Genomic DNA, 19968 nt, shown 5'->3' on the forward strand with positions numbered 1-19968 from the left:
ATGGCGACCGGCGACCTCACGCTTCTCGGCGACGGCGACGAATTCACGCTGCACGGTGCTGACGACCAGACCCATTTCGTCCTGCGCTTCAAGCCGGACGGCCTCGTTGCGGACATTTCCGGAGAGGACGCGGAACGGTTCCGCGGCGACTATGAAACGATCCGGGTCCAGTATCCGGACTGGAGTTCGGACCAAGTCCTGGCCCAGCTCTGGGATCAGGGCGGCTACAGCTGGCTCGCATCGCCGGAAGGCTGAGGCACACGCCGCGCGCGGATGACAGACCGGCGAAAGCCGACGGGAGACGAACATGGCGACCACGCTCATCAAGACCACTTCCGACGGCCGCAAGCTCGAAGTGTCCGGCCTCGCAATCCTGTTCGACGGCCAGCTCGAAGCCTTCGACCTGACCGAGGTGAAGATGCACCCCAACCGCCGCAAGATCTGGGAGGTGCACCCAGAGGCGACCCACATCGCCGGCCGGGTGACGCTCACCAAGGAAGAGGCGGAAGCGGTCGAGGCCGCCTTCAAGAAAGCCGAGGCGGAAATCCTCGCCAGCCCCGCCGCGATCAACGAGCGCTTCCGCATCGCCATGATGTGGCGGGCCCGGAGCGAAGGCATCGAGTGAAGGTGGCGACAGCGGCACCGCAACCGGATCCGTTGAAGACAAAAAGCCCCGGGCATGCCGGGGCTTTTTACATTGGCGGGCAATGATACAGGACTATTCCGCGGCCTCCGGCAGGGCGAACGGCTGGTTGGCGTTGACCGCCGCGCGGGCGTTGCGCGCGAGACGGGATTCGCCATCCTCCGCGCCGAAGCAGATATGAAATTCATCGCAGTCCGAGCACACCGGCGCCGCGCACAGGGTGAAGCCCTCCGATCCGCAGACCATGCGGTAGAGGAACTTCTTCCACTTCATGTCCTGGCTGTTCTTGCGGGCGAGCGGCGCGAAGCGACGCGTCATCAATTCGCGCAGCTCGGCACGGCTCCGCAGCCCGAGATCCTGCCACAGATGGTGGGGGGACTGGCAGCGCCGCGCGATCATGGCGATGAAATGGGTTTGCAGCCGGCCGGCATCGGAAGAATAGATGCCGAGGATGTCGCGTACCGACTGTTCTTCGGGCGTCACCTCGATCGCCCGCGGGTCAACCTGCGCTGCAAGCACAGGGGCCGCAGTGGGAAAAAGAATGGCGGCAACATCCAGGAAGGCCGCGCGGTCGAGGCCGAGGGCCTCGAGCCGCTCCCTGCCCTCCTCCTCCGCCTCAGCGAAAGCGAGGCTGACGATGGAGGCCGCCACATGAACGTCGAGCGCGTCCGCACCAGAGGAGGACGATGACGCGATCAACCAGTCATAGACCTCTTCGGCGCGCATGGCGGCACTCCTTGAAGGACACGCGCGGGCCGAAAAGGCCCGCGCTCGGCGAATCCGCCTCAGGCGGCGGCCTTCTCCAGGCCGTGGATCTGGCAATTGGCCGGGCAGACACGGGCGCACGCACCGCAACCGATGCAAGCGCCGATATCGTTCATGACCATCACCTTCTTCTCGACCTCATCGTCCTCGTCGTCATCGAGAGAAACGACGTCGCCATCTTCATTGATGCCCTTGAGGGTCATCACGTCGCGGCCGCACACCTTGTAGCAGCGGCCGCATCCGATGCATTTGTCCTTGTCGATGTCGAGCAGGTAGTCTGGCTGCCAGGCTCGACCATCCCTGGTTTCGTTAGACATCTGAAAATCGCCTTCTGAAATATTAGGCGGCCTCGAGTCCCTTCAAGTCCGCGCGCTTCTTCTCAAGCTCGGCGAAGGCGTCGTGCGCCTTCTTTGCGACAACCATGATCTGCTCCCAGTTGATCGGGAGTTCTTCCGACAGATCGTGAAGGTCCATCTTGGACTGCGTCGCCTTGGCGGACAGCTTCTTGATCTCGGCCTTGAGTTCGTCCACGTCGCTCATGGGTGCACCTTGGGTCTCAGTATTTCGCCACTTCGGGGAACTTGTTGATCATCTCAACGCCCTGCTGGACAAACTTCGTGCCCTCCTCGGCGAGCTTCGCCAGGTTGTCGAAGCCGAAGCGGTGGACGTCGCGGAGCTGCTTGTTGACGACGATCAGCCGCCCGCCGATGAGCACCATGCGGCCGAAGCCCTCGTGGCTCATCTTGAGCATGGGCGAGATCATCACCCGCGTCTCCATCTCGATCATCAGGCAGATCGCGTTGAAGAACAGCTCCAGGCGCCAGATGGTCTCTGGGTCGGGATCGCCGATGAGGGGGAGCGCGCGGCGCGCCTCCTTGTCGACGATGTAAGGCTCGATCAGGTCGAGATCGGCCTTGCCTTCCCACGCGCCGTGGGTGTCCTGGGCGCGCCAGACCTTGATGAGTTGCTTGATGAACGGGGAGTCAGCGGCCTGAGACGGCTCGATGACTTGCGCTGCTTCGGCCATGACTATCCCTCACTCGTCGAAATCGAACGTGCGCTCTTGGCCCTTCGACATGACCTTGCGCAGCCACGGGGGTGGGTTGCCCTGAAGGACGACTTCCAGCTTGCCGATGAGATCGGAGATATCTTCGGGCTGGTTGACCTTCATGGGATGAATGTTGTTGGCGACCACGCGGGCGGCGCCGGAACCGCCGATGGCGGCTACATAGAGGATGGTGCAGTCCTTGATCGCATCGATCTTCGGCGCCAGCTTGTCCTCGTTGCCGTCTTCCTTCAGGTCGCCGTCAAACTCGATGGCCTCGATGAAGTGATGGCCTTCCGGACCCACCTCGTAGATGGCGATGTTCTTCGCCCAGCCGAAATGGGCATCGACCCTTTTGAGATCCTGGGTTGCGAATGCGACTTTCATGGCAGGCTCGCCTCTCTCGCGGTCGGGGTCGTTGGGAACGTCAGTGATGGGCGGTGCTGGGTGCGGGGCCGAGTTCCGGCGCGCCCGAGTGGGCACCTCCATGGCCATGGCCATGGTCGTCCCAGGGATTTTTCCAGGTCTCGGGTGTCGCGTCGTGGTTCTGCTCGTGGTCGGCGATGCACATGTTCGCCAGTGTGAACATGAGGTCGCGCGTGCCGCGATAGCCGACCGTCATCTTGTGGCCGGAGCCGATGCGGTCGAACATGGGAATGCCGATGCGGTAGAAGGGGATGTTGAGCCGGTCCGCCGCCTGGCGTCCGTGGGAGTGCGTGAGCAGCAGGTCGCAGCCGCGCTCCTTAGCCAGCGTCTCCAGATCCTCAAGATCACCGAGCAGCACCTCGTCGCACGGCAACTTCTCGAACACCGGCGACTGGGTGGTGGTGACGGCGGCCGTGACGTGCGCACCCATCTCGTGCAAGGCGGAGGCGACATCGAACAGGAGGTCCGGCTCAGCGCCAATGGCGAGCTTCCGGCCACCGAGGTGGAAATGCGCATCCAGCATCGCATCGACCAGCTGGCCCCGCTGCCGGCGATAGCGGCGCGGCACCTCGCGGCCCGAGATTTCGCTCAGGAACATGAAGAATTCATCGTTCGGCCCGAGCCCGCAGAGGCGCTCGAACAGCCGGTAGGGCGTGCCTGTCTTCTTCTGCATCGCCTCGGCGGCCGCCTTCATCTGGGTGCCGATGGCGATCGTCCAGGCCGCCTCGCCGATGGTGGCGATCTCGTCCACACCGATGCCGCCGATGGTGGTCGGCGTGAAATCGTCCGGGATATGGCCGTCGAGAGAACCGGCGAGGTCCGGGAGGAAGGAGGGCTGAAGGCCAAAATCCTCAAGGATGCAGCGCAACTCGTCCAGATCGCCGGGCTGGAGGTGGCAGCCGGGCAGCACGTTCACGCGCTTCGGATTCTTCGGCGCATCCGGCTCGGGCTTCTTCACCAGCACCTCGACGATCTTGGCGACCGTCTTTTCCCAGCCGTCCTGGAAGGCATCCTTGAAATCCGGCGTGGAAACATAGACCATCGGGAAGTCCGCGAGTTGCGGATACTTGTCCCGCACCATCTTGATGTAGCCGTCCACGTCGTCGCCCTTGGTCTCGGTGACGCCGGTGGAGCAGATGCCGATGATTTCAGGCTTTGTGCGGTTGTAGATGTTGAGGATGGCTTGCTCGACATTGTCATAACCGCCGAGCACGGTGGCGACCTCGCTCATGGCCGTGGTCTGGAGCGGGATCGCCTCCTTGAAGTGCCGCACGAACAGCACGAGGCCGAACGAGGTGCAGCCCTGCGAGCCGTGCAGCAGCGGCATGGCGCCTCGGAGCCCCATGAAGGCGAGCGCGCCGCCGATGGGCTGGCTCATCTTCAGCGGATTGACCGCACAGCTCTTCTTGCCTTGGACGAACTTGGCCATCGCCCCCTCCTATTCGGCGGCCACGAGAGCGGCCGGCGTGCCGAGCGGGGCGACGAGTTCGTCCAGCATGTCCTCGATGCGCTCACCGCACTTGCCGCAGCCGGAGCCGGCCTCGGTGCGGGCGGTCACCTCGGCGAGGTTCGCCGCGCCGGCGGCGACCGCATCCTCGATGGTACCGACGGAGACGCTCTTGCAGTTGCAGACCTTCTTGGCGCGGCGCGCGGCCTCGGCCAGCACCGGATCAGCCGGCGGGGGCTCCGCGACGCCGAGAGCCTCGAAGATGTCCTCGATCCGCCCCGCGCAGGCGCCGCAGCCGCCGGAGGCGTTGGTATGCGTCTTCACGCCCTCGACCGTGGTGAGGCCATGGGCCGTGATGGCGTCCTCGATGGTGCCGAGGTCCACGCTCTTGCAGTTGCAGATCTTCTTGGCGCGCCGTGCCCTCTCGGCGGCGACCGGATCGGCGGCAAGCGCGGCGGCCTCGGCCTCCATCTCGGCGATGGCGCGGTTCTGCCAGTTGTTTTCGGGATTGTCCCACGGGGCGGGCTTGCGCACCTGCTCCCAGATGGGATTGTAGAGCGCCTTGTCGATCTCCTCGACGAGCTTCACCATGCCGATGTAGCCCATGTAGGCGTGGTGGCGCTCCTGGTTGATGTCGAGCCACGGCATGGCGGCCTTGAGCGCGATGAACTGCGAGCGGCCGCCCGAGAGCATGATGTCGGCTTTCGCGTCCTTCAGCATCTTGTACATTTCGCGGGGCGTCATGTCGTCGATCATGTGGGCGTCCTGCCCCATGAGCTCCTTGATGCGCTCCTTGTCCTCCTTGGTGGACTTCTTGACCGAGGTGCCGACCAGCTCGAGGCCGGCTTCCTGCAGCGCCGCGACCACCGACCAGGACTTCACGCCGCCGGTGATGAGCAACACCTTCTTGTTCTTGAAGCGGTCCTTGAACTTCGCGATCGCCGCCCAGGCCCGCGCTTCCTCGCGCTCGATCAGCGCCTCGGTGCGGTCCATCAGCTCGGGATCGGCGCCGCGCTCGATAAGCATGCGGGCGAGTTCACGCAGCGAATCCGAGGAATCCTGGATGCCGTAGAAGGAGCCCTCGAAGAAGGGGATGTCGTAGCGCTCCTCCATCTTGCGGGCCACGTTGATCATGGCCTTGGAGCACACCATCATCGCCGCCTTGGCGCGGTGGGAGGAAGCGACATCCTTGTAGCGGCCGTCGCCGGAGATGCAGGCGAGGATGCGAATGCCCAGCTCGTCGAGCAGGGGCTTCACCTGCCACAACTCTCCGGAGAGATTGTATTCGCCGATGATGTTGATGTCGTACGGCGTCGTATATTCCGGCTCCTCGGTGCCGATGACATGGTCGAGGATGGCCTCGCCGGCAAGCTTGTTGCCGAGATTCTTCGGGCCCACGAAGCCAGGCGAATTGATCGGGATCACCGGCTTGCCGAACTTCTCCTTCGCCGCCTTGCAGACCGCGTCGATGTCGTCGCCGATCATGGCGGGCACGCAGGTCTGGTAGACGAAGACGGCCGGGGGATCGTACTTCTCGATGATTTCCTTGATGGACTTGAACAGGCGCTTCTCACCACCGAACACCACGTCGGTTTCGTTGATGTCGGTGGTGAAGCCGGTGCGCCAGATCTGCGAGCCGGAGGAGCGCGCGCCGCGGTTGTCCCAGCTGTTGCCCTCGCAGGCAATGGGGCCATGCACCAGGTGCGCGACATCGGTCAGCGGCTGTAGGGCGATCTTGGCGCCATCGAAGGCGCACCCACCGGCGGCGCCGCCGGGCTGGAGCTGCTTGGTGCACCCCTTCTTCTTTTCCGCCTCCGATTTGTTCTGGTTCTTCGTGCAGCCGGGCTCGTTGAACACTTGCTGGATCGTGGCGGAAACCGAGCTCATGGATCTCTCCTTCGGCGGACGGGCTGTGCAAAGATCGCGGGCGCGAACATCACATCGGGGCGGACTTCACTCTCCCTGTCGAGCCGGCCCGGGCGGGGCCCCGGGCCGGATCGATCATTTCACCTATGCGATCAACGGATGATGTCGAACGAATAGTCGGTCTTCGCAGGTACGATCGTGTTCTGATCGATGGTGTCGAAGATCTTGTCGAGGATGGTGATCAGAACGTTCATGCCGCCCTGATAGCCCCACACCGGACGGCGGTGGTGGTGGTGACGGTCGAACACCGGGAAGCCGATACGGATCAGCGGAGTGCCCGTGTCGCGCTCGAGATACTTGCCGTAGGTGTTGCCGATCAGGAAGTCCACCGGCTCGGTGAAGAGCAGGGAACGCATGTGCCAGAGGTCGCGGCCGGGATAGACGTTGCAGTTCTGGCCGAACGGCGAGCTATCGAACAGCTTCTGGACCTTGTCCGCCCACTTCTGATTGCCGTTGGTGGCAAGCACGTGGGTGGGCTCGGCGCCGAGCTCCAGCAGGAAGGCGGCGAGGCCCAGGCAGAGGTCGGGATCGCCGTAGATGGCGAACTTCTTGCCGTGGATATGGGCGTTCGAGTCGGCGATGGCGTCAACCAGGCGGCCGCGCTCCTTGGCGAGTTCCTCGGGGATTTCCTTGCCGGAGATCCGCGAGATCGCCATCAGGAACTCGTCGGTACCCTTCACGCCCACGGGGTGGTTGAAGGCGACGACTTCCTGGCCGTGGTTGGCGATGAACGGCAGGGTCTTCTCGGTGCAGTATTCCTGCATGGAGATGGTGGCCTTGGCGTGGACGGCGTTGGCCGCCTCCTCCAGGGTGGTGCCGCCGTCATACATGCGGAACTCGCCGTCGGTCGGCGTGTCGAAGACTTCCGAATTGTCGCCGAGGATGGTGTAGTCCACGCCCATCAGGCCGAAGATGCGCTTGACTTCACGCAGGTTGCCGACGGTGTAGCCGTCGAAGCCGCCGATGAAGTTGATCTTCTCGTTCGGCTCGCGAACCAGCTTGGGGGCGGTGCCGGCCTTGCCGTCCCAGAAGTGCTCCAGCACGCCCTTGATGGCATTGTCGTAGCCGGTGACATGGCTGCCGACGAAGGCCGGAGTGTGAGCGAAGGGAACGTCGTATTCCTGCGGGACCGAGCCCTTTTCCTTCGCCGTCTTGATGAAGGCGTTGAGGTCGTCGCCGATCACTTCCGCCATGCAGGTGGTGGAGACGGCGATCATCTTGGGCTTGTACATGCTGTAGGTGTTGGCGAGGCCGTCAATCATGTTGTTGAGGCCGCCGAACACCGCCGCATCTTCCGTCATGGACGACGACACGCAGGAGCTGGGCTCCTTGAAGTGACGGGACAGGTGCGAGCGATAGTAGGCAACGCAGCCCTGCGAGCCATGCACGAACGGGATCGTGTGCTCGAAGCCGACCGCCACGAACACCGCGCCGAGCGGCTGGCAGGCCTTGGCCGGGTTCACCGTCAGGGCCTCGCGGGCGAAGTTCTTTTCCTTGTACTCGGGAGTTTTGGCCCACTCGCGAATGCGCTCGACTTCGGCGGGATCGCGGGGGTTCTCAAACATCTTCTTCTTGTTGGCCAGCATCTGCTGGTACTCGGGACCGCGGAACAGCTCGAAGTGATCGAGCACGTTATCTGCATTCTGTGGCATCTCGAACCCCTAATATGTGGGTCAAATATGGGAGCCCGTCCCGGGTGCCCCTCCCCGTGAAGGGAGGGGCGTCTGGTTCAGGCGCTCGAAAACCCGCCTCACTCGGCGGCGAGCAGCCCAGCCTGGCCGGGAGCCTGCTTCCACGGAGCCTTGGTCATCTTCCAGACGGGGGAATTGATGGCCATGTCCATGTCGCGGGCGAAGATGGCGAAGCCATCGTAACCGTGGTAGGGGCCCGAGTAGTCCCAGGAGTGCATCTGGCGGAACGGCACGCCCATCTTCTGGAAGACGTACTTTTCCTTGATGCCCGAGCCGACCAGGTCCGGCTGGACCTTCTCGACAAACTTCTCGAACTCGTAGCCGGTCACGTCGTCATAGATCAGCGTGCCATCCTTGACGTAGTGCTGGGCAGTGCGCTGATAGTCGTCGTTGTGGCCGAACTCATAACCCGTGCCCACCACTTCCATGCCGAGATCTTCGTAGGCGCCGATCACGTGACGGGGACGCAGGCCGCCCACGTACAGCATGACGGTCTTGCCCTCGAGGCGCGGACGGTACTTGGCGATCACCGCGTCCATGAGGGGCGCGTACTTGGCGATGACGCGCTCGGCGCCTTCCTTGATCTTGTCGTCGAAGTAAGCAGCGATCTTACGCAGCGACTCCGCGATCTTGGAGGGACCGAAGAAGTTGTACTCGCACCACGGGATCCCGAACTTCTCTTCCATGTGGCGGGAGATGTAGTTCATGGAACGGTAGCAGTGCAGCACGTTCAGCTTCGCCCGGGGGGTGTTCTCGAGCTCGGCGAGCGAGCCGTCGCCCGACCACTGGGCGATCACGCGCAGCCCCATCTCCTCAAGGAGGATACGGGACGACCAGGCGTCGCCGCCGATGTTGTAGTCGCCGATGATGGCGACGTCATACGGCGACTGCTCGAACGGGGCCGGCTTGTTCGGATCCAGCTTGTCGAACACCCAGTCCCGCACCGCGTCGTTGGCGATGTGGTGGCCGAGAGACTGCGACACGCCGCGGAAACCTTCGCAGCGGACCGGAACGATGGTCTTGCCGTCGTATTCCTTGGACTTGGACTTGGACACGGCTTCGATGTCGTCGCCGATGAGGCCGATCGGGCACTCGGACTGGACGGTGATGCCGTTGTTGAGCGGAAACAGTTCCTGGATTTCGTCCATGATCTTCGCGAGCTTCTTGTCTCCGCCGAAGACGATGTCCTTTTCCTGGAAGTCGGAGGTGAACTGCATCGTCACGAAGGTGTCGATGCCGGTCGTGCCGATGTAGTAGTTGCGGCGGGCGGCCCAGCTGTACTGGCCGCAGCCCACCGGGCCGTGGGAGATGTGGATCATGTCCTTGATGGGACCCCACACCACGCCCTTGGAGCCGGCGTAGGCGCAGCCGCGGATCGTCATCACGCCCGGGATGGACTTGATGTTCGACTTCACGCCGCAGTCGGACTTGCCGGACTCGTGGACGTTGAGGTGCTTCGCGCGGCGCTTCGCGGTCTTCTCGGGATAAACCTTGAGGACTTCCGCGACGAGTTCCTTGTTCCGCGCCTTGATTTCAGCAACGCTTTGCGGTTGGGCCAAGCTCATTTCGCAATCTCGCTCTCGTTGGGTTGCCGTTTGGCAGGCCGGCCCCGCAATTGAGGCCGGCCTCGGGTCATGCGACGCGGGGCGTCAGCCGACGGCGAGTTCGGCGGCGGTCTTGCCGACGATGCTCTCGTCCACGGCCTTCATGATGCCGTGCTCCATGAGCAGGTCTTCGAGCTCGTCCATGGTGATCGGGGTCGGGATGATGCCGTTGCCCGAGTTGCCATGCACCTTGGTCGCGAGGTTGCGGTAGTGCTGGGCCTGCGCGGAATCGGGCGCATACTCGATCACCGTCATGCGGCGCAGCTCGGCGTGCTGCACGATGTTGTCGCGCGGAACGAAGTAGATCAGCGTGGTGCCGAGCTTCTTCGCCAGCGACTCCGCCAGCTCATATTCCTTGTCGGTCTGGCGCTCGTTGCACACCAGGCCGCCCAGGCGCACGCCGCCGGAGTTCGCATACTTCAGGATGCCCTTGGAGATGTTGTTGGCCGCATACATGGCCATCATCTCGCCGGACATGACGATGTAGATTTCCTGCGCCTTGTTCTCGCGGATCGGCATCGCGAAACCGCCGCACACCACGTCGCCCAGCACGTCGTAGGACACGTAGTCGATGTCCTCGTAGGCGCCGTTCTCCTCAAGGAAGTTGATCGAGGTGATCACGCCGCGGCCGGCGCAGCCGACGCCCGGCTCCGGACCACCGGACTCCACGCAGCGGATGTCCTTGTAGCCGACCTTCATCACGTCCTCGAGCTCGAGGTCTTCCACCGAGCCCGCGTTGGCGGCCAGCGAAAGGATGGTGTCCTGCGCCTTGGCATGCAGGATCAGGCGGGTCGAGTCCGCCTTCGGGTCGCAACCCACGATGAGGATGCGCTGACCAAGCTCGGTCAGGGCCGCAAGGGTGTTCTGGGACGTGGTGGACTTGCCGATGCCACCCTTGCCGTAAAACGCGATCTGTCGCAGCGAAGCCATCTTGCTCTCCTTCGAACCTACAGACGAGGATTCGGTGCCCTCCGGGCCGCTGCGCAGGACGCAACCAGGCCGGGGGCGTTGCACTCAGGCGAGGATGCGGACGGGGCCCTTCCGGAGCCCACCAGCCAGCAGCCTGGCGCCTGACAGAGGTGTAGCAACGAGTGTGCCAGCGATTTTCGGGGTGAATTATCTATTGAAAACAATACTTTATAGGGGCATCAGAACCATGTCCAAAACCCTACACAGAGATTTTGCGGCCGACACGCCAGTTTAGGGCTGTTTGAAACAGGACACTCCGGAGCCGCTGATCGGGCCTGTTGAAACCTGACAATGGCGGCGTGCGCCGGCCTGTCACATTGTCGACCTTCCCTTTCGGATGGTCATCGACCAACGCAAAACGGGCCGGCGATGCCGGCCCGTCGTAGTCCATGAGAAAGATGCCTTGGGCGCGCGCGACGCCCGTGTCAGCCGATCAGCTCCTGCGCCTTGCTGAGCGCCGCGACGAAGCGGTCTACTTCGTCGCGCGTGTTGTAAAGCCCGAAGGAGGCCCGGCAGGTGGCCGCGACGCCGAACCGCTCCAGGAGCGGCATGGCGCAATGGGTGCCGGCACGCACCGCGATGCCGTCATTGTCGATGAGCGTCGCGAAGTCGTGGGCATGGGCGCCGGCGATCTCGAACGAGATGATGGCGCCCTTCTCCTTGGCCGTGCCGATGATGCGCACCGAGTTCAGCTCGCCCAGCCGCTCCTGCGCATAGCGACAGAGCTCGTTCTCGTGGGCGCGGATGCGCGCCTTGCCGATGGACTGGATGTAGTCGAGCGCGGCCCCGAGCCCCGCGGCCTGCACGATGGCCGGCGTGCCTGCCTCGAACCGGTGGGGCGGATCGCCATAGGTGATGGAATCCTGCCGCACTTCGCGGATCATTTCCCCGCCGCCATTGAAGGGCGGCATGGCCTCGAGATGCTCATACTTGCCATAGAGCGCGCCGATGCCCGTGGGGCCATAGAGCTTGTGGCCGGTGATGATGTAGAAGTCGCAGTCGATATCCTGCACGTCCACATCGAGGTGGACCGCGCCCTGGGAGCCGTCCACCAGCACGGGGATGCCGCGCGCGTGGGCGATCTTCACCACCTCCTTCACCGGGACGGTGGTGCCCAGCACGTTGGACATCTGGGTGATGGCCACCAGCTTGGTGCGGTCCGTGAGCAGCTTCTCGAATTCATCGAGGAGAAAGTTGCCCTCGTCGTCCACCGGCGCCCACTTCAGCACCGCACCCTGGTTCTCGCGCAGGAAGTGCCACGGCACGATGTTGGCGTGGTGCTCCATGATGGAGAGGACGATCTCGTCGCCCTCCTTGATGCGAGCCTTGCCGAAGGTGGCGGCGACGAGGTTGATCGCTTCCGTGGCGCTGCGGGTGAAGATGATCTCTTCCGGCCGCGCGGCATTGAGGAAGCGCTGCACCGCATGGCGGCCGCCCTCATAGGCCTCGGTCGCGGCATTGGCGAGATAGTGCAGGCCGCGATGCACATTGGCGTATTCGGACGTGTAGACCTGCTGGATGCGGTCGAGCACCGCCTTCGGCTTCTGCGCCGAGGCGCCATTGTCGAGATAGACGAGCGGCTTGCCGTTGACCTTGAGGCCGAGGATCGGGAAATCCTCGCGCACGCGCATCACGTCGTAGGAGCCGTTCGAGACCGCGGGGTGAAGGGCGACCGGGGAAGGGGCGGTCATCATTCACTCCCGTCCCAGCAGCCAGGCGCGCGTCGCCTCGGCGAGGGCGGTGCGGATGCCCTCCTCACCGATGGCGTCGATCACCTCGCCGACGAAGGCCTGGATGAGCAGCGCCTCGGCCTCCTTGGCGGGAATGCCCCGGGCCATGAGATAGAACTTGATCTGCTGGTCGAGCGTGCCGGTGGTGCAGCCGTGGCCGCACTGCACATCGTCGGCGAAGATCTCCAGCTCCGGCTTATTGCAGGATTCCGCCGTCTCGGTCAGCAGCAGCGCGCGGCTGAGCATCCGGGCGTCGGTCTTCTGCGCCGCCTGACGCACGGCGATCTTGCCCTGGAAGATGTCCTGGGAGGCGCCGTCCAGCACTGCGCGGAAGGATTCGCGGCTCTCGCCGGCCGGCGCCGCATGGTCCACGGAGAGCAGGGTGTCGGCGTGCTGCTTGCCCGCGAGCAGGCTCACGCCGCCCATGTGCGCCTTCACGTTCTCTCCCGCGAGATGCAGCAGAAGCTGGTTGCGCACCACGGCGCCGCCGGTGGTGAAGAAGGTGTTGGAGAAGCGCGCGTCGGCGCCCACCTTCGCCAGCATCGTGGCGAGATGTACCGCGTCGCTGCCTTCGGTCGTCACCTTGACGCGCTCGAACGTTGCGCCGGCGCCCACCACCAGCTCCAGCGCCGTATTGACCTGATAGGCGATGCCCGCAGGCCCTTCATGGCTCTCGATAAGGGAGAGGCTGGCGCCATCCTCCACCACCACCAGCGAGCGGGTGAAGGCGGCCACCGGTGTCTCGGCGGTGGTCACGAACACCAGCTCCACCGGCCGCAGGATCGATGCGCCGGCGGCAACATGCACCACGACGCCGTCGCCCATGAGTGCGGTGTTGAGGGCGAGCACGGCGTCAGACGAAGCAACAGTGCGGCCGAGGTAGCTTGCGGGAAGGCCCGCCGGATCGGCCAGCGCATCCGCCGTGGAGGCGATGGTGAGGCCGGGCTCCAGACCCGAGAGATCGGACAGCTCGGGCACGAAGGCGCCGTTCACCACCACGAGGCGACGGAAGCCGAGGGCGGAGAAGAGGCCGCCGGCGGCCACCGCCTTCGCCTTGGCGTCCGCGTCGGGCAGCGGTGCGAGGGGCTTGGCATCGCGCATCAGGGCGCGCAGGTCGGTGTATCTCCAGCTCTCGACCCGGCGGTGCGGCAGGCCCGCATCGGCGAAGGTCTCGAAAGCCGCCGTGCGCTGGGCCGCCACGTCGGGACCGCCGGGCAGGCTGGCGCGCACGGCGGCGAAGGTCTCGGCCAGCGCCAGTTCGGCGCCGGTCTTCATGGGACGGACGATGGCCGGAGCTGTCGTGGCCATCACGCGGCCTCGCTCTGGTACTGGGCGTAGCCGGTGGCCTCAAGCTCCAGCGCCAGTTCCTTGCCACCCGTGTGGACGATGCGGCCGGCATTGAAGACATGCACCACGTCCGGGACAATATAGTCGAGCAAGCGCTGATAGTGGGTGATGACCAGCATCGAGCGTTCGGGCGAGCGCAGGGCGTTCACGCCGTTGGAGACCACCTTGAGCGCATCGATGTCGAGGCCCGAGTCCGCCTCGTCGAGCACGCAGAAATAAGGCTCCAGAAGCATCATCTGCAGCGTCTCGTTGCGCTTCTTCTCGCCACCGGAGAAGCCCACATTCACCGGGCGCTTCAGCATGTCGGCGTCGATGCCCAGCTGCTTGCCCAGCTCGCGCACCTTGCGCACCAGCTCGGGAGAAGTCAGTTCCACCTCGCCGCGCTTCTTGCGCTGGCTGTTCACCGCGGTGTGCAGGAAAGCCATGTTGGAGACGCCGGGGATTTCCAGCGGATACTGGAAGCAGAGGAACAGCCCCTGCGCGGCGCGCTCGTCCGGGGAGAGGTCGAGCAGGTTGACACCGCGGAAGATGACCTCGCCGCCGGTGATCTCATAGCCCGGCTTGCCGGAGAGAACGTAGGACAGCGTGGATTTGCCGGCGCCGTTCGGCCCCATGATGGCATGAACCTCACCGGGATTGATGGTGAGGTTCATCCCGTTGATGATCTTGCGCCCCCCAGCGATCTCGGCATGGAGGTCCTTGATTTCGAGAAGGGGAGCCATGGTGAAGATCCTCTGGTTATCGTTGCCCGGCGACGCGACTGAAAGAAGACTGGGAGGCGTCAGCCGACGCTGCCTTCCAGGCTGATGGAGATGAGCTTCTGCGCCTCGACGGCGAACTCCATGGGAAGCTGCTGGAGCACGTCACGGACGAAACCGTTCACGACGAGAGCGACGGCATCTTCCTGCGAGAGGCCGCGCTGCATGCAGTAAAACAGCATGTCTTCCGAGATCTTCGAGGTGGTGGCCTCGTGCTCAAACTGCGCCGTGGGGTTCTTGGCCTCGATATACGGCACGGTATGCGCGCCGCAGAGGTCGCCGATGAGCAGCGAGTCGCAATTGGTGAAGTTGCGCGCGCCGGCCGCCTTGCGATGGGCCGAGACGAGGCCGCGATAGGTGTTGTTGGACTTACCGGCCGAAATGCCCTTGGAGATGATCCGGCTCGTGGTGTTCTTGCCGAGATGGATCATCTTGGTGCCGGAATCCACCTGCTGGCGACCGTTGGAAATGGCGATGGAGTAGAACTCGCCGGAGGACCCCTCGCCGCGCAGCACGCAGCTCGGATACTTCCAGGTGATGGCCGATCCGGTCTCCACCTGGGTCCAGGAGATCTTGGAGTTCTTCCCGCGGCAATCGCCGCGCTTGGTCACGAAATTATAGATGCCGCCCTTGCCCTCGGAATCGCCGGGGTACCAGTTCTGGACGGTGGAATACTTGATCTCGGCATCATCGAGGGCGACCAGTTCCACCACGGCGGCGTGCAGCTGGTTCTCGTCGCGCATGGGCGCGGTGCAGCCTTCGAGATAGGAGACGTAGGAGCCCTTGTCGGCGATAATGAGAGTGCGCTCGAACTGGCCGGTGTTCTTCTCGTTGATGCGGAAATAGGTGGACAGCTCCATCGGGCAGCGCACGCCCGGCGGGATGTAGACGAACGAGCCGTCCGAGAACACCGCCTGGTTCAATGTCGCATAATAATTGTCGGTCGCCGGCACCACGCTGCCCAGATACTGCTTCACCAGATCGGGATGCTCGCGCAGGGCCTCGGAGATGGGCATGAAGATCACGCCGGCAGCCTTCAGCTCCTCCTTGAAGGTGGTGGCCACCGAGACGCTGTCGAACACCGCGTCCACCGCGATTTTCGGTCGCTCGCCCTCGGGCATTTCCACGCCGGCCAGGATCACCTGCTCCCGGAGCGGGATGCCGAGCTTCTCGTAGGTCTTCAGGATTTCCGGATCGACCTCGTCCAGCGACTTCGGCGCCTTGAACTTCTTTGGCTGGGAATAATAGTAGAGGTCCTGGAAGTCGATCTGCGGATAGCTGACGCGCGCCCACTCCGGCTCCTGCATCGTGAGCCAGCGGGCATAGGCGTCGAGGCGCCACTGCAGCATCCACTCCGGCTCTTCCTTCTTGGCCGAGATGAAGCGGATCACCTCTTCGGAGAGGCCCTTCGGCGCCTTCTCGGATTCGATGTTGGTCTCGAATCCATATTTGTACTGGTCGACGTCGATGGAACGAACCTGCTCGACTGTGTCCTGTACGGCCGCCATCTGGTCCTCCATTCAACTGTCAGGCTACGGCGCGAACCGCCGCGCGGGGATCGGAGAGTGGAGCCCGGCTGGCTCCAACCTCGTTGGGTGTGGGGGTCAGGCCCGCCGGAACCATGGAGGCGCCCCGGTCCGGAGCGAGCCGACAGCCCCACCAGGGCGCCACCGGCGTCAGGCCGGGACGCAGGTGTTCTCCACCGGGCACACCACGGCGCACTGGGCTTTGTCGAAATGCCCCTCGCACTCGGTGCACTTCTTGGGGTCGATCACATACATGTCCCGCTTGAGGCTGATGGCAGCATTCGGGCACTCGAATTCGCAGGCACCGCAGACGGTGCACTGGGACGCGACGATCTTGTAGGCCATGGGCTAGCTCCGCGCTGTGCAGATTGGCAGGCGAAGAGCCTCTTTCAAGCAACGTGCCATCGTCCAACAAATTGATTTTTAATTGTTATTCCTGAAAGCTGGCGACGCGCGCCGCTGTCGTTCACCCGACACGCTGTCGCAAGTGCGACAGCGGGGACAGCTCACGCCCGGGTCGCCCGGCGGATGGCGCGGGGTCGTGTCTCGGAAGTGGTGGAAATTTGAAGGCGGCGTAATCTCCGGGTGACTTGCAACCACCCAACCGGCGGCTGGAACCGCCAGGGAGATCACGCCATGAACCAGATTACTGACACTTTGAGCTTTGCGCTACTGGCCGGGGAGGCCGGGTTTGACCCGATCGAGGAGCGGCTGCGGGTCAACGTCCGTGCGACCATCGAAGCCGTGTTCGAAGAGGAACTCGCCAGCTTTCTCGGCCGCCTTCGGTACGACCGGGGCGATGGTCCCGCGAAAGGCTATCGCCACGGGCACCGAGAGCGTCAGATCACCGGCACGTTCGGCACCGAGACGGTGCGGGTGCCGCGCGCCCGGATCGAGGGCGACACTGGCAAGGTCACGGAATGGCGGTCGAAGGCGCTGCCCCGTTATCAGCGGCTGACGAAGAAGGCCGAGGCGCTGATCGCGGCGGTCTATCTTGCTGGCACCAACACCCGGCGCGTCAAGCGGGCGCTGTTTGGGCTGTTCGAGGGGGCCGTCAGCAAGGACGTGGTCAGCCGCGCTTGGCGCAAGGTGAAGGTGGACTGGGACGCCTGGTGTGCCCGCAGTCTGGCCGATGAGGACATCGTCCGCCTGATCCTCGACGGCACCGTGATCAAGACCCGGCTGGACCGCAAGGCCACGAACATCTCGGTGTTGGCCGCAATCGGCGTGCGCCGGGATGGGCAGAAGGTGCTGTTATCCATCAGAAACATGGGCGGGGAGAGCACGGCCGCCTGGCGGCAGTTCCTCGACGATCTGGACGCACGCGGCCTGAAGCGGCCCGAATTCGTGATCGTCGACGGTGCCCCGGGGCTGGAGGCCGCGCTGGTGGCGCTCTGGGGCGACGGCCTGCCCATCCAGCGCTGCACGGTTCACAAGCACCGCAACCTCCTGGCCCACGCCCCGAAGCACATGCAGGATGAGCTGACCGAGGATTATCGCGACATGATCTACGCCGAGACCGCGGCCGAGATCGAGAAGAAGCGCAAGGCCTTCCTGCGCAAGTGGCGCCTGAAGTGCCGGGCGGTGGCCGACAGCCTTGAAGAAGCCGGGGCGCGGCTCTTCACCTTCACCCGCCTCGATCCATCGCAATGGAAGTCCGCCCGGACCACAAACGCCATCGAGCGCCTGAACGAGGAATTCCGCCGCCGCATCAAGACCCAAACCGTCCTGCCCTGTGCCGAGACCGTGCCGATGCTACTCTGGGCGCTGCTCGCCTCCGGCCAGATCCAGATGCGAAAGGTTGATGGCTGGGAAACTCTCTCTCAGCCCATCGAACCGATGCCCCTTGACCTCGCCGCCTGAAAAACCGAGCATCCACATGCCCGGAGCGCGCCGCCAGGGAATTTCCACAGCATTCGCGACACGACCTGGCGCGGAGCCTCGGCCAAAAATGAAAAGCCCCCCTCGCCGGCTGGCGAGGGGGGCATATGTCGCGAAGGGTGACGGGGTTGGAGAGCGGCGGGTCGCCGTTCAGAAGCGCTTGATCTCGATGTCGTGCTTCTTGAGGGCATAGCCGATCTGGCGGGGCGTCAGCCCCAGCAGGCGCGCGGCCTTGGCCTGCACCCACCCGGCGCGCTCCATGGCGTCCACCAGACGCTCGCGCTCGTTCAGGTCCTCGTCCGCAATCGCGGACCGGACCGGCACCGCAGGGGCAGGCGCGGGAACAGGAACGGTCAGCGGCGGCAGGCGCGAGGCGGTGTTGGAATTCGCAGCCTCACCGCTGATCACCGGCGGCATCACCGGCAGAGGGATGTCCATGGGCCGGCGCGTCTGCGGCGCGTCGGCCGGGCTGCGCCACAGGAGCGCCGACAGGCATTCGTTGTGACGGCAGGCGAAGTCGTCGCCGACGATCGCGCTGCCCTGCGCCAAAGTCGCGGTCCGCTGCACGCAATTCTCCAGCTCGCGCACGTTTCCGGGGAAGCCGCACCCCATCAGCACGTCCACGGCATCCTGATTGAACTGCAGGTCCCGGCCGTTCTCGCGATTGAAGCGATCGAGGAACTCGTTGGCGAGCAATGGGATATCTCCACGGCGGTCGCGCAGCGAGGGCACGATCACCGGGATGACGCTGATGCGGTAATAAAGGTCGGCTCGGAATTCGTTCTTGGCCACCGCCTCTTCCAGGTTCCGGTTGGTGGCGGCAACGACGCGCACGTTCACCTTGAGGGTGTGACTGCCGCCGACCCGCTCGAACTCCTGTTCCTGGAGCACCCGCAGCAGCTTCGCCTGGAAGGCCGGTGAAATCTCGCCGATCTCATCGAGGAAGAGCGTACCCTTGTCGGCGAGCTCGAAGCGCCCCTTGCGCGCACCGACGGCACCGGTGAAGGCCCCCTTCTCGTGGCCGAACAGCTCGGACTCCAGAACGGATTCGGGCAAGGCGGCGCAGTTCAGCTTGATGAAGGGTCCCTTCTGGCGGGGCGAGAGCTCGTGGATGGCTTTCGCGATCAGCTCCTTGCCGGTGCCCGATTCACCGCGCAGCAACACTGGCGAATGGGACTTGGCTACGATCATGATCTTGTCGAGCAGGGCGCGGATTTCGCGGCTGTCGCCGATGATGCCGTCGACATAGACGCGCTTGCGCTCGCGGCTGACAGAGGACGGCTTCAGCTCCGACAATTGCTTCTGCAGACGGCCGCTTTCCGCCATCAGCCGCTCGCGGTCGCGCGAGACGACGCGATGCAGCTGCACCGTCTGGCCGATGAGGTTCGCCACCATGGTCAGGAAGCGCACATCCGAATCGAGCCGGAACACGGAGCGCCCGTCCCACACGCGGTCGATGGTGAGCGTGCCGATGACGCGGGAGGCGACGCGGATGGGAACGCCGATGAAAGACACCCGCGTGTCCTCGCTGGCGCCGAGGGCCTGCGCATCCGCCGCGCTGAAGGCGGGGTGAGAGGCGACATTCTCGGCGATGAGCGGCACGGCGGTCGCGATCACCTGGCCGATGGCTTTCTCCGGCAGCCGCGCGCGATAGCGCGCATCGGTGCCCTCGTTCCAGCCGCCACCGACGGTGATGTCGGGAATGCCATCGTCTTCGAGCAGCGAAATCACGCCATGGCGCATCTGCATGAAGGACGAGAGAAGATTCACCACGCTCGACAGCGTGGTCTCCAGGCGATTCGGGGCCGTCAGGATCTTCGAGATCTCGTAGATCCCGGTCAGAGCCACGTCGCTCAGTGAGACGAGGGGCACATGAGATCGCGCCTGCTCGCGCTCGATTTGCAACGCTTCCTGCTGAACCATGGTGCTCTCTCCATCACCCCAGGCACCGTCCCCACCCATTTTGTATGATTGGCGACACTTTGATTTAGTTTTATTCGCATGTCGTGCCCAAGCTGACGGCAAGATTTGATGATTGTTTGAGCATGGGCATGCCGATTGTCGCGTTTGCTGCGACAACTTGGCCATTTGCGCCGGCCATCTGGGGTCCAATTGTCAGAGAAGGGACGATATGGGCCTGTATCCGGCAAAAAGATTTCGCCCAGCGAAATCAAGGCGCTTCTACTTGCCGCAACTTTCCTCAGTCTGAC

Annotated in this window: 19 protein-coding genes; 3 read left to right on the plus strand and 16 right to left on the minus strand. The window is 64.1% G+C overall.

The genetic code is table 11. The features are described from left to right. Positions 1–255, plus strand: a complete 255-nt coding sequence (locus V5F63_RS23520) for a hypothetical protein (RefSeq protein ID WP_394103061.1) — start codon at positions 1–3, stop codon at positions 253–255. Positions 256–307: 52 nt separating this feature from the next. Next, positions 308–625: a hypothetical protein gene (locus V5F63_RS23525; RefSeq protein WP_024281063.1), complete on the plus strand. Its 318-nt coding sequence runs from the start codon at positions 308–310 to the stop codon at positions 623–625. 93 nt (positions 626–718) lie between these two features. Here V5F63_RS23525 and V5F63_RS23530 read toward each other — a convergent pair whose 3' ends face one another. The 15 genes from V5F63_RS23530 to V5F63_RS23600 all read right to left on the minus strand — a co-directional run bounded on the left by V5F63_RS23530 (position 719) and on the right by V5F63_RS23600 (position 16222). Further along, entirely contained in the window at positions 719–1369 is a 651-nt protein-coding gene (locus tag V5F63_RS23530; protein ID WP_394103060.1) for a nitrogen fixation protein NifQ, read from the minus strand. A 59-nt stretch (positions 1370–1428) separates the two neighbouring features. Further along, positions 1429–1725: a ferredoxin III, nif-specific gene (gene fdxB / locus V5F63_RS23535; RefSeq protein ID WP_168457254.1), complete on the minus strand. Its 297-nt coding sequence runs from the start codon at positions 1723–1725 to the stop codon at positions 1429–1431. A 22-nt stretch (positions 1726–1747) separates the two neighbouring features. Then, on the minus strand, positions 1748–1948 hold the full coding sequence (locus V5F63_RS23540; RefSeq protein WP_029555930.1) for a CCE_0567 family metalloprotein: 201 nt from the start codon (positions 1946–1948) through the stop codon (positions 1748–1750). Positions 1949–1964: 16 nt separating this feature from the next. After that, complete coding sequence (locus tag V5F63_RS23545; RefSeq protein ID WP_209486375.1) at positions 1965–2435, minus strand: NifX-associated nitrogen fixation protein; 471 nt, start codon at positions 2433–2435, stop codon at positions 1965–1967. Between the two features lie 9 nt (positions 2436–2444). Next, on the minus strand, positions 2445–2840 hold the full coding sequence (nifX, locus tag V5F63_RS23550) for a nitrogen fixation protein NifX (RefSeq protein ID WP_209486377.1): 396 nt from the start codon (positions 2838–2840) through the stop codon (positions 2445–2447). Between the two features lie 40 nt (positions 2841–2880). Continuing rightward, positions 2881–4308, minus strand: a complete 1428-nt coding sequence (gene nifN / locus V5F63_RS23555) for a nitrogenase iron-molybdenum cofactor biosynthesis protein NifN (protein WP_394103059.1) — start codon at positions 4306–4308, stop codon at positions 2881–2883. A gap of 9 nt (positions 4309–4317) precedes the next feature. Then, on the minus strand, positions 4318–6213 hold the full coding sequence (nifE, locus tag V5F63_RS23560) for a nitrogenase iron-molybdenum cofactor biosynthesis protein NifE (protein WP_394103058.1): 1896 nt from the start codon (positions 6211–6213) through the stop codon (positions 4318–4320). Positions 6214–6344: 131 nt separating this feature from the next. Next, positions 6345–7904, minus strand: coding sequence for a nitrogenase molybdenum-iron protein subunit beta (gene nifK, locus V5F63_RS23565; RefSeq protein ID WP_394103057.1), 1560 nt, complete (start codon positions 7902–7904; stop codon positions 6345–6347). A 98-nt stretch (positions 7905–8002) separates the two neighbouring features. After that, positions 8003–9508 carry a nitrogenase molybdenum-iron protein alpha chain gene (gene nifD / locus V5F63_RS23570; protein ID WP_209486396.1) on the minus strand — a complete coding sequence of 502 codons (1506 nt, stop codon included), beginning with the start codon at positions 9506–9508 and terminating at the stop codon, positions 8003–8005. Between the two features lie 84 nt (positions 9509–9592). Beyond that, positions 9593–10477 carry a nitrogenase iron protein gene (gene nifH / locus V5F63_RS23575; RefSeq protein WP_209486269.1) on the minus strand — a complete coding sequence of 295 codons (885 nt, stop codon included), beginning with the start codon at positions 10475–10477 and terminating at the stop codon, positions 9593–9595. Positions 10478–10941: 464 nt separating this feature from the next. Further along, a complete protein-coding gene (locus tag V5F63_RS23580) occupies positions 10942–12207 on the minus strand; it encodes a cysteine desulfurase (RefSeq protein WP_394103207.1) in 1266 nt (421 codons plus the stop codon). A gap of 3 nt (positions 12208–12210) precedes the next feature. Continuing rightward, entirely contained in the window at positions 12211–13554 is a 1344-nt protein-coding gene (gene sufD / locus V5F63_RS23585; RefSeq protein ID WP_394103206.1) for a Fe-S cluster assembly protein SufD, read from the minus strand. After that, positions 13554–14315: a Fe-S cluster assembly ATPase SufC gene (sufC, locus tag V5F63_RS23590; RefSeq protein WP_229645048.1), complete on the minus strand. Its 762-nt coding sequence runs from the start codon at positions 14313–14315 to the stop codon at positions 13554–13556. Before sufC ends, sufD begins: the two co-directional genes overlap by 1 nt. A gap of 59 nt (positions 14316–14374) precedes the next feature. Beyond that, on the minus strand, positions 14375–15859 hold the full coding sequence (gene sufB, locus V5F63_RS23595; protein ID WP_394103205.1) for a Fe-S cluster assembly protein SufB: 1485 nt from the start codon (positions 15857–15859) through the stop codon (positions 14375–14377). A gap of 168 nt (positions 15860–16027) precedes the next feature. After that, positions 16028–16222 carry a 4Fe-4S binding protein gene (locus tag V5F63_RS23600; protein WP_024281078.1) on the minus strand — a complete coding sequence of 65 codons (195 nt, stop codon included), beginning with the start codon at positions 16220–16222 and terminating at the stop codon, positions 16028–16030. A gap of 291 nt (positions 16223–16513) precedes the next feature. On the opposite strand from V5F63_RS23600, the gene V5F63_RS23605 reads away from it, so the two are divergent. Then, a complete protein-coding gene (locus tag V5F63_RS23605) occupies positions 16514–17740 on the plus strand; it encodes an IS256 family transposase (RefSeq protein WP_394103232.1) in 1227 nt (408 codons plus the stop codon). Positions 17741–17908: 168 nt separating this feature from the next. Here V5F63_RS23605 and nifA read toward each other — a convergent pair whose 3' ends face one another. Next, positions 17909–19681 carry a nif-specific transcriptional activator NifA gene (gene nifA / locus V5F63_RS23610; protein WP_394030263.1) on the minus strand — a complete coding sequence of 591 codons (1773 nt, stop codon included), beginning with the start codon at positions 19679–19681 and terminating at the stop codon, positions 17909–17911. Positions 19682–19968 lie beyond the last annotated feature (287 nt).

Origin of the sequence: Xanthobacter wiegelii, assembly GCF_043193855.2 — a bacterium.
Lineage (GTDB): Bacteria > Pseudomonadota > Alphaproteobacteria > Rhizobiales > Xanthobacteraceae > Xanthobacter > Xanthobacter flavus_A.

Coding starts and splice junctions, on each gene's coding strand:
- V5F63_RS23520 (WP_394103061.1), top strand. CDS start 1: ATGGCGACCGGCGACCTCACGCTTCTCGGCGACGGCGACGAATTCACG.
- V5F63_RS23525 (WP_024281063.1), top strand. CDS start 308: ATGGCGACCACGCTCATCAAGACCACTTCCGACGGCCGCAAGCTCGAA.
- V5F63_RS23530 (WP_394103060.1), bottom strand. CDS start 1,369: ATGCGCGCCGAAGAGGTCTATGACTGGTTGATCGCGTCATCGTCCTCC.
- fdxB (WP_168457254.1), bottom strand. CDS start 1,725: ATGTCTAACGAAACCAGGGATGGTCGAGCCTGGCAGCCAGACTACCTG.
- V5F63_RS23540 (WP_029555930.1), bottom strand. CDS start 1,948: ATGAGCGACGTGGACGAACTCAAGGCCGAGATCAAGAAGCTGTCCGCC.
- V5F63_RS23545 (WP_209486375.1), bottom strand. CDS start 2,435: ATGGCCGAAGCAGCGCAAGTCATCGAGCCGTCTCAGGCCGCTGACTCC.
- nifX (WP_209486377.1), bottom strand. CDS start 2,840: ATGAAAGTCGCATTCGCAACCCAGGATCTCAAAAGGGTCGATGCCCAT.
- nifN (WP_394103059.1), bottom strand. CDS start 4,308: ATGGCCAAGTTCGTCCAAGGCAAGAAGAGCTGTGCGGTCAATCCGCTG.
- nifE (WP_394103058.1), bottom strand. CDS start 6,213: ATGAGCTCGGTTTCCGCCACGATCCAGCAAGTGTTCAACGAGCCCGGC.
- nifK (WP_394103057.1), bottom strand. CDS start 7,904: ATGCCACAGAATGCAGATAACGTGCTCGATCACTTCGAGCTGTTCCGC.
- nifD (WP_209486396.1), bottom strand. CDS start 9,508: ATGAGCTTGGCCCAACCGCAAAGCGTTGCTGAAATCAAGGCGCGGAAC.
- nifH (WP_209486269.1), bottom strand. CDS start 10,477: ATGGCTTCGCTGCGACAGATCGCGTTTTACGGCAAGGGTGGCATCGGC.
- V5F63_RS23580 (WP_394103207.1), bottom strand. CDS start 12,207: ATGACCGCCCCTTCCCCGGTCGCCCTTCACCCCGCGGTCTCGAACGGC.
- sufD (WP_394103206.1), bottom strand. CDS start 13,554: ATGGCCACGACAGCTCCGGCCATCGTCCGTCCCATGAAGACCGGCGCC.
- sufC (WP_229645048.1), bottom strand. CDS start 14,315: ATGGCTCCCCTTCTCGAAATCAAGGACCTCCATGCCGAGATCGCTGGG.
- sufB (WP_394103205.1), bottom strand. CDS start 15,859: ATGGCGGCCGTACAGGACACAGTCGAGCAGGTTCGTTCCATCGACGTC.
- V5F63_RS23600 (WP_024281078.1), bottom strand. CDS start 16,222: ATGGCCTACAAGATCGTCGCGTCCCAGTGCACCGTCTGCGGTGCCTGC.
- V5F63_RS23605 (WP_394103232.1), top strand. CDS start 16,514: ATGAACCAGATTACTGACACTTTGAGCTTTGCGCTACTGGCCGGGGAG.
- nifA (WP_394030263.1), bottom strand. CDS start 19,681: ATGGTTCAGCAGGAAGCGTTGCAAATCGAGCGCGAGCAGGCGCGATCT.